The organism is Zhongshania aliphaticivorans (assembly GCF_902705855.1).
Classification (GTDB): Bacteria; Pseudomonadota; Gammaproteobacteria; order Pseudomonadales; family Spongiibacteraceae; genus Spongiibacter; species Spongiibacter aliphaticivorans_B.
Window position 1 is genome coordinate 660,793 of record NZ_CACSIJ010000001.1, and the last position, 14,305, is coordinate 675,097.

Here is a 14,305-nt window from a genome sequence, read left to right on the forward strand (position 1 = left end):
ATGGAAATTTTTTAGTCAAGAACTCTCATCAAAATGAGAAGAGAATTAACAAGTTTCTCTTCTCATAATAAATGTAGCCGCTCTATTCCATTGTTAGAATTGAGCTAATTTCTTCCAAGATTGCAGGGTCATCTATGGTAGCTGGGACCTTATACTCATCACCATTAGCGATTTTCTGAAGCGTAGCGCGCAAAATTTTACCGGATCGCGTTTTAGGTAAACGCTTAACCACCCGCGCCTGTTTAAAAAATGCCACCGGCCCAATTTGCTCGCGAACTAAGGCAATCACTTCTTGAACGATGATTTCTTCGCTGCGTTCCACACCGGCATTCAGCACCAATAAGCCAATCGGAATCTGCCCTTTCATCTCATCGTTAATACCAAACACCGCGCATTCAGCTACGTCTTTGTGCGCGCTAAGCACCTCTTCCATCTGCCCTGTAGATAAACGATGCCCCGCCACGTTTATCACGTCATCGGTGCGGCTCATGATGTGGACATAGTCTTCACTGTCGATAAAACCCGCATCGCCGGCATTGTAGTAACCGGGGTACTCAGAAAGATATTTATCAATAAAGCCCTGATCGTTATTCCACAAACTTGGCAATGTGCCCGGCGGCAGCGGTAAACGAACCGCCAAAGCGCCCATTGTGCCAGCTTCTACCGTATGTCCCGCTTCATCTAGCACGACCACATCGAAGCCCGGCACGGCCTTGCCAGAGGAACCATATTTAACCGGAAACAAACCTAAACCTGCGCAGTTTGCCACCGCAGGCCAACCCAATTCTGTTTGCCACCAGTGATCTATCACCGGAATATTTAATTGGCGCTCAGCCCACTGAATAGTATCGGGATCTGCCCGCTCGCCAGCCAAAAATAATTGCTGCAAGCTGGAGAGATCAAAATCCCTAGGGCCAAGTCCATTAGGATCTTGCTGTTTAATAGCCCTAATTGCAGTCGGGGCGGTGAACATGGCCTTTACTTTATGGCGCTCAATTAAACGCCAGTACGATAGGGCATCCGGTGTGCCGACGGGCTTGCCCTCAAACATAATTGCCGTCGCGCCGCGAATAAGGGGGCCGTAAACAATATAGGAATGCCCTACCACCCAACCAATATCTGAGGCGGCCCAAAACACATCACCGGGATTGATGCCGTAGATATTTTCTAGGCTCCAATTCATTGCCACCATGTGGCCGCCGTTGTCGCGAATGACGCCTTTAGGATTCCCCGTGGTGCCAGAGGTGTAAATAATATATAGCGGATCAGTTGCCGCTAAGGGAACACAGTCAACGGCTTCGCCACCCGCCTCAGTTTCCACCCAATCTAAATCCCGACCTTCCTGCATCGCGGCAAGCAATTGCGGGCGCTGTAAGATTACACATTTAAGCGGTTTGTTCTGTGCCCGCTCAATGGCCTCATCGAGCAAAGGCTTATAGGCCACCAAGCGGCCGGGCTCTATGCCGCAGGAAGCAGAAATCACGACCTTGGGTTTGCAGTCATCAATACGTGACGCTAATTCTGCCGCTGCAAAACCACCGAACACCACCGAGTGAACGGCGCCAATGCGCGCACAAGCCTGCATCGCGATAGCAGCTTCCGGCACCATGGGCATATATATTACAACCCTATCGCCCTTCTCAACGCCCATAGAACGCAGGGCTCCGGCAAAGCGCGACACTCGATCAAGCAAGGCTTGGTAAGACCAGTGCTCTACCGTGTCAGTAACGGGACTATCATAAATAATCGCACTCTGTTCGCCTCGGCCAGCGGCCACGTGGCGATCCAAACTATTAAAGCAGGTGTTGCACACACCATCGCTGAACCATCTATACAAAGGAACTTTGCTATCATCTAAGGTAAGCTCGGGCTTGCTAAACCAGTCTATACCCTCGGCAGCCTTTGCCCACAGGCCAATATTCTCATCGTGATTCATTATTATCTCCCAGCCAAATACGTAGCAGTCAAAACACTATATGAAATCGAGCGCCAAGCTACCAATTCCAGATATGTCTAAGGACATTTTGTCTCCGGGTTTTACATACTCTAGTGGCACGAGAGAGCCGGATAAAATGATATCGCCTTTGCTTAAGCTGATACCATATTCACCAAGGGTATTAGCCAACCACGCCACACAGGTGAGTGGATTACCCAAGGCCTCTGCGCCGGTGCCAAAACTGAGCTTTTCACCGTTTTTCCACACCTGCATTTCGCAATTAATTAAATCTACTTGTTTGGGGTCTATCGCGGCGGCAGAGTTAATCGCAAAATAACCGCAGGAGGCATTGTCGGCCACGGTGTCTTGGATTTTAATTTTCCAGTCAGCGATACGAGAATCAACAATTTCAAAGCACGGCATTACCGCCTCTGTTGCCGCTAATACGTCCGCCTCGGTAACGCCCGGCCCCTTGAGGTCACTATTCAATAGAAAGGCAATTTCACCTTCGGCGCGCGGTGCAATCATATTACTTAGAGACAGCTCACCGTCGCAGATCATTTTATCGGTCAAAAAACCAAAATCCGGCTGTCGCACATTGAGCATAGACTGCACAGCATTGCTGGTAACACCAATTTTTTTGCCGATCAGTTTCTCACCATCAGCCTCGCGCATCGCCAACATATTCAACGATACGCGATAGGCGTCATCAATACTGATATCAGGATAGCGCGTAGTTAGAGGCGACACCGCCTTGGCCTCGCGCAAAGAGCGATATAACTCGGTACTAATATCCTGCAATTGCTGCTGATTCATACTTGCTATTCCAATTACTCGTTATGAAATGTATGTAAAAAAATAACTTACAAAATAATGCTGATCTTTGCCTGTGGCCGCAAACCATCAAGCGCCAAAGAGCACGCTTTTTTACAAATTCGCAATTGACCTTCTATGTCGGCCAACTCATACAAATAGCTACCCATAAACATGTCTGTGCTACCATTTTTTGAACGGTAAATTACAAACGACGCACTCACAGAAAGTCGGCCATTTTCAAGACTATCATTCACCACAATATTACTAACTACATGCTGAACCTTTGAACGCGGAAACTCGGCATGGCAGGTCTTTTTCTCAAGTCGAGTTACCCGCTCCTCCATACGACCACGATTATCTGCAATATAGTAAAGATGCTTTGTAGGGTCTGCCTCCGCAGCAGCTATGTCCGTCGGTGGCACATAATAACTTGCATCCTCGGTATATAAAGACAACCAGTCTTGCAAGCGCCAGTCGTCCAAACATTTAGCTTCTTCATTCAGCAATTTTTGGATACGAAAATATTGAAACATTTCTTGCAAATCAGACTCGCTAGCCATCGCCTACTTCTCCTCAAATTCGCTGACACGACGATTCCATTCACGCCAAAATGCGCGCATTTGTAACTCGTCATCAAATGAGGGAACTGCCGCCTTCATTCCCTTAGAAATATCATTCCACGGCGCATTAGCAGCAGACTTAAATCCGTTCTGGCACTGTTCTAAAGCCTCGACATCATCAGGCGTTGCAAAACCGCCAGGGCCAATAAATTCTAGGAAGTTAGATAGGCGATATTCACGGCGCCAATCACTTTCACCCACCACGCCCATTGCAAATCCATTCACCATCATTGAGTTTGGTGATGTTGGGTAGAAGGTACGCACCGTAATCGCCATGATGTCATTAACGACCAAGTTGGGAAAAATAATCATATTGCGGTTTTTAGTTGCAATCTTTTCAGCGGTTTCTGCGCCGACACGCCCCACCAACTCATCGTAAACCTGATCGATTTCTTTCTTTCCGTCTTCTCCCCACATAGGTATCCACTGCGCTACCGGACGCCCCCACGGCGCGCTGTACTCAATAACAGCGTGCCCATTCCCTAGATCATAACCTTTGCCAGCAAGGCGAGTTGCCGTTAAGCTCCCATTGGTATTCATTAAATAATCTAAGTAAGTAGCGTGGGTGGATTCTGCGTGATAACCGTCAACACTGTTTTCGACCAATAGCTTCCAATTGGCCTGAATGGAGTATTCTTGGGTGCCACCGATAATTTCCATACCTTGCGCAGACTGAGCGGCAATCACATCCAAATATTCTTTAGAACCCGCCAAATAATCCTCAAGAGGCTCCACGTCTTTATTAAAGCAAATGAAGTAAAATCCGGCGTACTGTTCCAATCTTGGCACAGGCCGCAAATTTGATTCGTCGCCTTCTTTAAAGTCTTTGCTATAAGCATTCTCACCGGAGAGATGCGCTAATTCACCGGTATTTTTAAACACCCAGCCGTGATACATACACTGAAAGGTTTTGGCCTTGCCGCGTTTCTCTCTACACACAGTAGAGCCGCGATGCGGACAGACGTTAAACAAGGCGCGAATCACATTGTCGCGGCCGCGAACAAATAAAATATTCTGATCTGCCACCGTGCGCGCCACAAACGCACTGGCTTCCTTCAGCTCAGATTCATGCCCCAAGTACAGCCAGCAATTTTTAAATATTAAATCGCGTTCTTTCTCGAACACTTCCTGACTGGTAAACGTTTCGCGCGCTACTTTAAAGCGCCCGCCGTCCCGATCATCGATAATATAAGGAGTTTCCACGTCAACCACCTCACGCTTTTGGATTTAAGGAATTAATTTTTATTGTCGTACTAAATAATAATAGGACTCTATCTCAGTACTATCATAGTCAAAATTTACTACCGCCATCCTTTACAACTACCTGTACAGAATGAGCAATATCACTTTCTATATCGTCGTAGGTTAAATACCGCCACATGCGTTCAAACACGCCGACTTTAACTTGTCTGTCTCGAATCTCATCAAGCGACAGTACACCCTCTTCAGGCTTAAAATTGGCACTGCGTACACTTAACTCTAGCCGCGCAGAGTCCTCTAAAAACCAAGCGTAAGACACCGCCTCTTCTATTGATTCACCAACCACTACTGCGCCATTGCCCCGCATAACCAAGGCCGTTGCCGACCCCATCATATCGGCGAGGGATTGCGCGCGTTCATCGTCACGCAACAATCGCGGATCAGCCCACAGGGGAATATTGTTGGCAAAGTACGCGCTCAAACCATGCCGGCAAGTTGGTGTTAAACCCTGCGTAGATAGCGCCATTACCGCTGGCGACATAATGCGGCACACGGCTTTAATTTCTGGGCGACGCTGGTAAATCGCTTGATGAATTCTCACCTCGCCCAGCACGCCATCGGGCAAAGGCCCCCTTACCGAAACCGGGGTATTCGCTTCTCCCGCGGCAATGGTGCCCATCGGCTGGGGAGCGCACACCAAAAACTGCTCGTCATCCACTCTTACACTGCAGTGACCAAAGGCGTGTACCAAGCCAGCGCGACCCAATGCTCTGGCCCCCATACGCAGCTTGATGTGTTGCGTGTTTATTGCTGTTTGCGTCATGTTTTCCACGTGTCAGTTATTTATTATTTACTCGCGGGAATTGCCTAATCGTAGCCTTAAGCTAAGCTGCGAAACGTGTTATTAACCCGTCGCACTCACAGTCTCGGCCGTCGCATTTTCCTTTGCCATTGTTAAGGCCAGGTCTTCAATCATGTCCTCTTGACCACCCACGGTACCGCGACGCCCCAGCTCAACCAAAATATCTCTTGCTGACACGCCGTAACGCTGTTCCGCGCGCTTAGCAAATAGTAAGAAGGAACTATAAACACCGGCATAACCGAGGGTTAGCGCGTCGCGATCAATACGTATTGGACTATCCATCATGGGTACGATGAGGTCTTCCGCCACATCCATAATCTTGTAGAGATCTATGCCGGTCTTCATGCCCATACGATTCAATACCGCTACCAAAACCTCTAGCGGGGTGTTGCCGGCCCCAGCGCCAAGCCCAGCTACTGAACCATCAATGCGCGCCGCGCCCGCGTTAATGGCGGCAACCGAATTAGCCACGCCCATTGCGAGATTGTGATGACCGTGAAAACCAATCTCTACATTGTCTGGCAAGCCGTTTCTCAATGTGGATATCTTCTCGGTGACTTCTTCTGGCAACATAAAGCCCGCCGAGTCTGTGCAGTAAAGACAGTTAGCGCCGTAGCTCACCATTAGCTTTGCTTGTTCTAATAAGGCGTCTGCAGAAATCATATGCGCCATCATCAAAAAGCCAACAGTGTCTAAACCCAGCTTTGCTGAGTAGGCGATATGTTGCTGAGATACATCAGCTTCTGTGCAATGAGTTGCGACTCTTAAGGTACTTACGCCACAGGCCTGCGCCATGCGAATGTGGTCAACCGTACCAATTCCCGGCAATAGCAGGGCCGACACTTTTGCCTGTGTCATTTTGGGGATAACCGCATTGAGGTATTCTTCGTCGCTGTGCGCCGGAAAACCATAGTTAACCGACGCGCCACCCAAGCCGTCACCGTGAGTGACTTCTATTAGCGGCATACCCGCAGCGTCTAATGCCGTTGATACCGCAACCATTTCCTCAATGGAAATCTGATGGCGTTTTGAATGCATGCCATCACGCAGGCTCATATCATGCAATTTTACAAATTTATTTTTCATACTCTGCACCTTTCACTGGTCGGCTATTACAAGTTAGCGGCGTAAATTATTACGCCGTAATAGCACTCGCTTCCGCGAGCTTTTGGGCAATCATTTCTGCTGTGCGCAATGCTGCCGCCGTCATGATATCGAGGTTACCCGCATATTTGGGCAAATAATCACCGAGGCCCTCAACTTCCATATACATAGAGACACGCTGGCCATCAAACACCGGCCCGTTCACCAAGCGATAGCCCGGCACATAGCGCTGAACTTCACCTACCATGTCATGCACCGATGCGGTAATGGCGGCTTGATCCGCCTCGCCTTCAACCAAGCAGTGAATGGTGTCGCGCATAATGAGTGGTGGCTCAGCAGGGTTAATCACGATGATCGCCTTACCCTGTTTCGCGCCGCCTACCTTCTCCACCGCGCTAGCGGTAGTACGGGTAAATTCATCAATATTGGCGCGAGTACCTGGGCCAATTGAGCGCGAAGATACCGTGGCTATAATCTCGCCGTAACTAACCGCTTGCACCCGCGACACCGCCGCCACCATCGGAATAGTCGCCTGACCACCGCAGGTCACCATATTGACGTTTTGAATATCGCTTTGACTTAAGGCATCCAAATTAACGGGAGGAATACAATAAGGGCCAATGGCTGCAGGTGTGAGATCGATCATCGTCACCCCAAGCTCATTCAATTTGCGGCTGTTTTCAGCATGAACATAGGCCGAGGTCGCATCAAAGGCGATAGTAATATCGTCCGCTTTAATAAATGGCAGCACACCATCGACACCCTCTGCACAGACTTTAATACCCATTTCCGCAGCGCGCTTCAAACCGTCAGACTCAGGATCTATACCTACCATCCACACCGGCTCAACCCACTCTGAACGTAGCATTTTCATCAATAAATCAGTGCCGATATTGCCCGGCCCAATAATGACGGCCCTCAATTTCTTACTCATAACTCACCTGCTGTCAATTCTTAAATGCTGTCTAGTTGATATTTAAAGAATTAAAAAATTTTTCACTAGCGTTGCGAACTCAATAGGCTTTTCTACCTGCGTCCAATGTCCGCACTCACCAAAAATATGCAGTTGCGAATTTTTCATTAAGCGGTGTGCTTTGATGGAATTTTCCATAGGCACAATAATGTCTTCACGACCGTGGACCATCAGGGCTTTATGTTGAATCTGTGCTATTTCAGATTCTGGAATACACAGCCCATTTAATTTTTCTTGCATTGGCTCAGGGAATAATTTTTCGTAAGCCTCTTGATAGCCAGGGCGAATGCTGGCCTCGTAGCGCGATTTAATAATGTCTTCACTGACCAAATCTTGGCGATAAGCGAAGATTGACATCAGGCTGCGCATTGCATCGACCGAGGGTTTGTAACCCCAAATTTCACGCAAACCATCGGTGATATTGAAATGAATACCCGCAGCGCCCATCATTACGAATCGGTCAACACGCTCGCCGTGGCGTGCGGCCATGGCAAGACTAATTGCACCACCAAAGGAGTTACCCACAAAATGCGCTTCATCAACCTTTATCGCGTCCATGAACTGGCACATAAACCGCAACCAGTTATCTAAATTGTATTCAAAGCCGTCTGGGTTGTCGGTGTACCCAAAGCCAATGACGTCCGGTGCAATCACGTGAAAATCATTTTCTAAAGCTGGAATAAGCAAACGCCAATTAGCGTAAGCCGTTACGCCTGGGCCTGAACCATGTAATAAAATTACGGTGGGATTACTGCGGTCACCCGACTCTAAATAGTTCGCTTCGTAGCCGTCTGCCAATTCAACTCGTTTGCCCATTTCCGGATTCTGCGTACTCACATATCACCCCACTGTTATGAATTAGCTAAATTTAATTTTCTATTAATCTGGTTTTTGAAACCGCTTAACACGCGGATTAATGTAGAGGTCTCCGTCGATCAGCTGTGTTTCAAAGCTTCTTAGTGGCACCCGACACGGCATAGTCAATGCTGCCCCTGTGCGCACATCAAATGTGCCGTTATGCCAAGCGCATTCAAGAATATGGCCGCTCAATTCGCCTTCGTCATAAAACGATGCCGCGCCATGGGTGCAGCGATCTACCGCAACAAAAAATTCGCCCTCGACATTAAAAATAGCGAGATCCATCCCACCGGGATGCTTTGCGGTGCCTATTTCGCCAACCGGCACTTCGTCTGCTTTGCAGAGAAAGGCCCAGTCATCGCTACTTGCAATTACGTCGTTCATTATTCCTTCCACACTCTTATTATTTACAGCATCGTACTGCCGCCGTTAACACTAATAACCTGACCGGTTACAAATGCGGCTGCATCGCTTGCTAAATACGCCACCATAGACGCAACTTCTTCCACTTTTGCAGCTCGGCCGACAGGAATCACACGAAGAAATTCTTCTGCTGCCTGCGGATCATTTTCTACAAAATTAGCAAGCACAGCAGTTTGTACCGCACAAGGTGCTACCGTGTTAACAGTAATATTGTCAGCGGCAAATTCTCTTGCCAAACCAGTAGTCATGCCGTGAACACCGCCTTTGGCGGCGTTATAGGCTGCATGCGCCCACAAGCCATTGCGCACAGAATCTGCACCAATATTGATGACCCGACCAAAACCCTGTTCTTTCATTTTGGGTAGCACACACCAACTACACCAAAGGGCAGTCCACAGGTTCCTGTCTACCGTTTGCATCAGGGTTTCTGGCGTGTGTTCAAGAAAGGGACGAATAATTCCGCCGCCCGCGTTATTCACCAGAATATCTACCCGTTGGTATGTCGTCAGGGCAAAATCTAACAGCGCTTCTGCACCGGCCTGCGCCGACAAATCGGTGGCATAAGCCGATACCGTATAGTTAAGCGCGCTCATTTCAGCACTTAGGTCTGATAATTTCTCCTGCGATAAATCGCTGAGCACTAGCGCCACACCGGTATCCGCAAGTGCGATGGCAATGGCCTTACCGATATCACTGCAAGCACCAGTTACAATGGCGACCTTGCTGGCCGTAATGTCTTTCATATCACTCATTAACATCTGGCCCCGCTATTTCACCGCGCTTACAAAATTCGGGCTTTGGCATGCCGCCCCACAAATCCATGGTTTGCGCGCTGTTTTCTAACATACGTGCCTCACGGGGATCTTCTTCTGGGAACTCTTCCATGCCAAAACTGAATTCGGCAGTCATACCATCTGGATCTAAGAAATAAAGAAACACACTGCCAGATGGCATGTGACGACCGGGGCCGAAAACAATATCCACCCCCGCATTAGTTAGTCTATTTCTAGCACGGCCCACATCATCAATTTCACTGACCATAAAGTTAACGTGGTGCAAACCTGGGGTGTCGCTTTTCACCATCGCAAAGCTATGATGAAAGGGATTGGGGTAGCAACGTGCCCATACTGCTTTATCAACAACAAAGTCTGACGGCAGCAAACCGAAATCCTTGTTCATTACCGCCCAAGCCTCATCTAGCTTGTCAGTACGGATAACGACATGACCCAAACGTTGAATTTTTGCCAATGATTGATCTAGCGCTTGCGGCGGCTCAATCATGTTGTCGATGTACTCGAATGTAACACCTGTGACTGGCTCGAATACTCGGAAGCCCCGAGCAATATTCAAGAATCCAGTTTCTGTAGCAGGAATATCCCAGCACTCATAAGCCCGCGACTGAAAGTGCGCTTTCGCCAAATCTAAGTCCGCCGAGGACGCGACCTGAAAACAGACTCTACGCAGCCCCGCCGTTTCGCTCTGATAAAGCACCAGACTCATCGCGTACTGATCACAGCGCAAACCGACCTTCTCACCCTGTTGTTCAACATGCACATTTAAGCCGAGTAATCCGCTATAAAAGCCAATTGATTTTGTTATATCCCTTACATTTAACGCCACATACGCAAGGCGCTTATACATAAAGGGAAGGCTTTGTAATGGGATGCTCATAATTCTGCCCTGCTCATTTTCTTATCGTTAAGGTCCGAGAAGCGTTTCGATAGCAATATGTGGTGCACCATCGCGCCTGTATATTTCGACCAACAAACAAACCGTGTAAACGCATCGTAAGTTAAATAAAGGATAAGGTCAACATTAACCAACAAATATTATGTCACTTTAAATAGGCCCGAATTATCGTGTAGTTTTAGACGTATTTACGGTTAAGAATGTAGCACACTTTACGCATACTACATAATCGAGAAAGGCTCTCTTAGACAAGCTTGGAACTGAAGTCACACAGTAAAAAAATCTAGCGCTTAGCCTGCAGCTAATAAATTCGCCACGTCAATCAACTCACTTGGCTTGCTATCAAAACCCATGGGGCTAAACCAGCTACGCCCCGTCACGCTGTGTTGACGAGCATATTGTATTAGCAATACCGAGGATTCACGTTTAAAGCCGTCACTCACATCGCATTGCGCCATCAAGCGCTCTAATGCAAAGGCCACCTTAGCAGTGTCATTTGCTGCCATCGCAGCGCGAAGGTCTATTAGCTTTCCATCATTTAGCGACTCCGACTCAGCCAAGTCAAGCAAGCGCGTAGCGCATGCTATTAAATGGCGAGCGTTATAATCGACAAGCTCACGCTCACGACCATCCTGCGCCATCAGGGCCGCAATATGACCAATCAATAACTGGCTTTGCTCCTGCGCCATAGACTCGCTAGCGGGAATCGCCGGTAAAATAATATCTGTCATCGCACGCATCATGGTACTTAAGCGCAACTGGGATGATGGATTCATATTATGCCTCCTCAAGTAAGCAGATAAGTTGATCCACAAAGGCATAGCCCGCCGCCGTTAACCAGCTCAACAATATATCTTGGTGGCTATGTTTATTGCCGGCGGTGCGCGCCGATGTCGCCAAACAGATCACTACGCATTTATAAACGCTTAGTACTTGATAAAAATGCAGTGCTTTTTGATCCACCGCACGCCCCGTCATCTCGGTATACCGCGCGCACAATTCACTTAGCGGCATTAAGCCAGAGGCAAGCACCTCACCACTGCTGGTTTTGCCTTGATGACATGCAATCCAGCCAAGGTCTTCGTGATAGTCGCCAATATGGGCAAGCTCCCAGTCGAGAATGGTGGTGATCTTTTGGCTTTGTTCATCGAACAGGTAATTACCGGTTCGATAATCCGCATGCACAATCACTAGCTCCGAGGTCTCTGGCAGATTGTCGCGCATCCAGCGCTCCGCCAACCCCATAATCGGCACACCTTCAATAGCGTCGTCTTGCCATGCGCTGGCCCACCAATTCAGCTGCCATCTCGCCGCCTGAAACCTGTCCTGATCCGGGGTCTGAAATACCTGACCATCATCAAAGTCGGGACTTATTTCGTGCATTATCTGCAGGTATTTCAAAAACTCCTTCGCCAAACCTTCGCGAAAGGGCTCACTGATTAGCGTGCCCAAGCCCGAGACATTACCCGCGTTATCGCTGGGCTTCGTCACACCACCGATGAAGCCAGTGATCAAGGCGGGCCGCCCCAAACGCTCCCCCGTTAAATCTGCCCACAGCACCGGTGGCACAGGTAATTTGTCTGCCACCGCACGCATCACGCCAAACTCTTTAGCGCGATCGGTTACCACCGCACTTTCCAATGGGTCCATACGGAGCACGCATTTTCTAACGAAGGTATCGTCGGAATAGAGATCGAAGACAAACTGCTCCTTCGAGGCCCCGCCACCCATCCGCTTAAAGCCCTCAAGTCGGGGGGCAACAACGCCCTCTTCCGCTAAAAATCCCAGCAGGATTGGCGCCATTTGCTCCGGGCTTCGTGGCTCGTATACACCCTTTTCTCTCGCGCTAAAATTATTCTGCAACATGGCTTGGATACTGGGTTCAATATCCACCCCCGATGCTAGCGCCGTCGCTACACTTAACTTCATTTTCGTCACCACCTATTTATTATTTACGTATTCGATAAGGCTGTTCATCCACAGCACTTCGCAACAACCACCGCCTTTCACGCCATCGATATGCGCAACAATGGGTGATTCAAACAAGGTAATCATCGGGTCTGGGCAAAGCGGGAAGGTTGCGTAGGCAACGCCTTGAAAGGTAGTGGTTCGGCCTGCAGAGTCGTAAATAGTGGCGTGCACGGTGCGAGTTTTTAAATCGTCATTTATTTCTAAATCAATATCGACATCAACCACTTGTGCAATGTGTTGGTCTTTGTCGACAAAGCCGCGAATCAGGGTTTTACCCATCGACTCTAACTTCCAAAAATGGACACCCAGCTCTGGCCCAGCTTGAGCGTGAACCCACTTCCAATGCTGATTCAAACCCCAGTCACGAACACCCCAAGAGTGGTCGCGCTGCGCATAGCCTTGCAAGGTTATTTCACGACCGCCCACTTTAACGTAGCCAGACACCAGACCATGCTGCTCAAAGCGGTCATGCGCTATCCACTGCGGGCAACCGTCTTTATGGCTGCTGTAAGCGTAAGCAGGCTGAGTGGCAGTGAAATTATATTCAATATCGAATAGCTCAGATTTGTAGCTGATCGAGGCGGTTTCTAATAACTCACCCAGACGGAAATGCAGATTCTTAACCCGCCAATCAAAGAAGTCGGCATCCGGCGACATCGCAATGCCGTCAAATTTTTCCAGTAACGGCTCTGGCCCAATACCGGGGCCATAAAGCGTGACCGCGCTACCCGCAAGGCCTTCGCCATTAATCCAAGTATAAATAAACCCGCCAATTTGCTCTTCGGGGATTTGAATCATATACGCCATCGACTCACGGGCCAGCGGCCCTGTTCCGAGTTTATGGCGATTATCGTGTATGGGGTCTAAAGCGCGAATATCGGTGGTTAGCGTTCTTGTCATTAGCCTTTCCCTAAATCAATTATTCTGATCACATCGTCGACGACGATGACTTAGGTCCAGAATACCAACAGGAGAATTAACAACAATGGACTGATTTCAGCTAAGCAACAGCGGCATGCACAGCCCGCTCAAAGGAATGAGCTTACACATAGGCCTAATGTGGTCTTGCGACCATGACTAGTCACCAAACTCAACACCTTGCTCAAACAAGGTGTGCGCTTGTGTCACGAACTCTTCTTGAGCGCCTCTGGATCTTCGCGAACAACACTGATCAAGCAGACCGCCAAAAGCAAGGTCGCGAAAACCCCCGATCCCCCAGCGACGCCAGAGGGTAGAAACGCATCGCGCCCAAACACAATCAAAATCGCATTGGCGAACATAGCAACAACGCCAACCAGCGCAGTCAAGCCTCCCAAGGCCTTGGCCCCCCAGCCATCTTTGCAAGACCAAAAATGAGTGCAGCAAAGCCTAGCAAGAGCTTTGCTGCGTAATAGATCATAAAGGACAAGGCTACGACTCCCCCAGCCAAAGGACCAAGTGCCTCGAGTTGACTCGCCGCTTCACGAAATGGCCCGAACATAGTAAGACCAATACTAACTTGCACAACGTTGAGTACCGCACTGAACGCAATGGCAGACCATCCCACCTGATAGTTTTTGGCCTGCACCATCGCGGCGCCGGCAAACGCCGTTAGAATGGTGAAAAGAAAACCCTCCAGCCCCCATAATAATTGCCGTGGAACGCTAAGCTGAGCGAGGTGAAGAACGGTATAAAATACCTGCGTAGCTGCCAACGCCAACAGCAAATATGATGTGATTTGAACAGTTCGCTTATTAGTAAATTCCATGCTTGCACCCTTTGGTATTTCTATTTATGACACTTGCTCATAACGCAGCTGTGATAACTGAACTCAACTACAACACAGTGCGCTTGAGCTTATTAGCAGACGGAAG

The 14,305-nt window shown here is 48.8% G+C and carries 16 protein-coding genes; all 16 read right to left on the minus strand.

Features of this window, described 5'->3' with window-relative positions:
* Positions 1–82 precede the first annotated feature (82 nt).
* The 16 genes from GVJ32_RS03010 to GVJ32_RS03080 all read right to left on the minus strand — a co-directional run bounded on the left by GVJ32_RS03010 (position 83) and on the right by GVJ32_RS03080 (position 14,199).
* Positions 83–1,936, minus strand: coding sequence for a propionyl-CoA synthetase (locus GVJ32_RS03010; RefSeq protein ID WP_159238540.1), 1,854 nt, complete (start codon positions 1,934–1,936; stop codon positions 83–85).
* 36 nt (positions 1,937–1,972) lie between these two features.
* Positions 1,973–2,752 carry a fumarylacetoacetate hydrolase family protein gene (locus GVJ32_RS03015; RefSeq protein WP_159238541.1) on the minus strand — a complete coding sequence of 260 codons (780 nt, stop codon included), beginning with the start codon at positions 2,750–2,752 and terminating at the stop codon, positions 1,973–1,975.
* Positions 2,753–2,799: 47 nt separating this feature from the next.
* Entirely contained in the window at positions 2,800–3,312 is a 513-nt protein-coding gene (locus GVJ32_RS03020) for an aromatic-ring-hydroxylating dioxygenase subunit beta (protein WP_159238542.1), read from the minus strand.
* A gap of 3 nt (positions 3,313–3,315) precedes the next feature.
* A complete protein-coding gene (locus GVJ32_RS03025) occupies positions 3,316–4,575 on the minus strand; it encodes an aromatic ring-hydroxylating oxygenase subunit alpha (RefSeq protein WP_159238543.1) in 1,260 nt (419 codons plus the stop codon).
* An 88-nt stretch (positions 4,576–4,663) separates the two neighbouring features.
* Positions 4,664–5,395, minus strand: coding sequence for a class II aldolase/adducin family protein (locus tag GVJ32_RS03030; protein ID WP_200841313.1), 732 nt, complete (start codon positions 5,393–5,395; stop codon positions 4,664–4,666).
* An 81-nt stretch (positions 5,396–5,476) separates the two neighbouring features.
* Positions 5,477–6,520, minus strand: a complete 1,044-nt coding sequence (gene dmpG, locus GVJ32_RS03035; protein ID WP_159238544.1) for a 4-hydroxy-2-oxovalerate aldolase — start codon at positions 6,518–6,520, stop codon at positions 5,477–5,479.
* A 49-nt stretch (positions 6,521–6,569) separates the two neighbouring features.
* A complete protein-coding gene (locus GVJ32_RS03040) occupies positions 6,570–7,472 on the minus strand; it encodes an acetaldehyde dehydrogenase (acetylating) (RefSeq protein WP_159238545.1) in 903 nt (300 codons plus the stop codon).
* A 42-nt stretch (positions 7,473–7,514) separates the two neighbouring features.
* A complete protein-coding gene (locus GVJ32_RS03045; RefSeq protein ID WP_159238546.1) occupies positions 7,515–8,348 on the minus strand; it encodes an alpha/beta fold hydrolase in 834 nt (277 codons plus the stop codon).
* Positions 8,349–8,390: 42 nt separating this feature from the next.
* A complete protein-coding gene (locus GVJ32_RS03050; protein ID WP_159238547.1) occupies positions 8,391–8,753 on the minus strand; it encodes a non-heme iron oxygenase ferredoxin subunit in 363 nt (120 codons plus the stop codon).
* 23 nt (positions 8,754–8,776) lie between these two features.
* Positions 8,777–9,544: an SDR family oxidoreductase gene (locus tag GVJ32_RS03055; RefSeq protein WP_235035017.1), complete on the minus strand. Its 768-nt coding sequence runs from the start codon at positions 9,542–9,544 to the stop codon at positions 8,777–8,779.
* Positions 9,537–10,463, minus strand: a complete 927-nt coding sequence (locus GVJ32_RS03060) for a VOC family protein (protein ID WP_159238548.1) — start codon at positions 10,461–10,463, stop codon at positions 9,537–9,539. The genes GVJ32_RS03055 and GVJ32_RS03060 overlap by 8 nt, the downstream gene beginning before the upstream one ends.
* Positions 10,464–10,771: 308 nt before the next feature.
* On the minus strand, positions 10,772–11,257 hold the full coding sequence (locus GVJ32_RS03065) for a hypothetical protein (protein WP_159238549.1): 486 nt from the start codon (positions 11,255–11,257) through the stop codon (positions 10,772–10,774).
* 1 nt (position 11,258) lies between these two features.
* Entirely contained in the window at positions 11,259–12,410 is a 1,152-nt protein-coding gene (locus GVJ32_RS03070; protein ID WP_159238550.1) for a phosphotransferase family protein, read from the minus strand.
* A gap of 12 nt (positions 12,411–12,422) precedes the next feature.
* Positions 12,423–13,352 (minus strand): DUF7064 domain-containing protein, encoded by a 930-nt coding sequence (locus GVJ32_RS03075; protein WP_159238551.1) that lies wholly within the window; start codon positions 13,350–13,352, stop codon positions 12,423–12,425.
* 224 nt (positions 13,353–13,576) lie between these two features.
* Positions 13,577–13,768 (minus strand): hypothetical protein, encoded by a 192-nt coding sequence (locus GVJ32_RS18280; RefSeq protein WP_235035018.1) that lies wholly within the window; start codon positions 13,766–13,768, stop codon positions 13,577–13,579.
* Positions 13,756–14,199, minus strand: coding sequence for a thiamine biosynthesis protein ThiC (locus GVJ32_RS03080; protein ID WP_235035019.1), 444 nt, complete (start codon positions 14,197–14,199; stop codon positions 13,756–13,758). The genes GVJ32_RS18280 and GVJ32_RS03080 overlap by 13 nt, the downstream gene beginning before the upstream one ends.
* Positions 14,200–14,305: the final 106 nt, after the last annotated feature.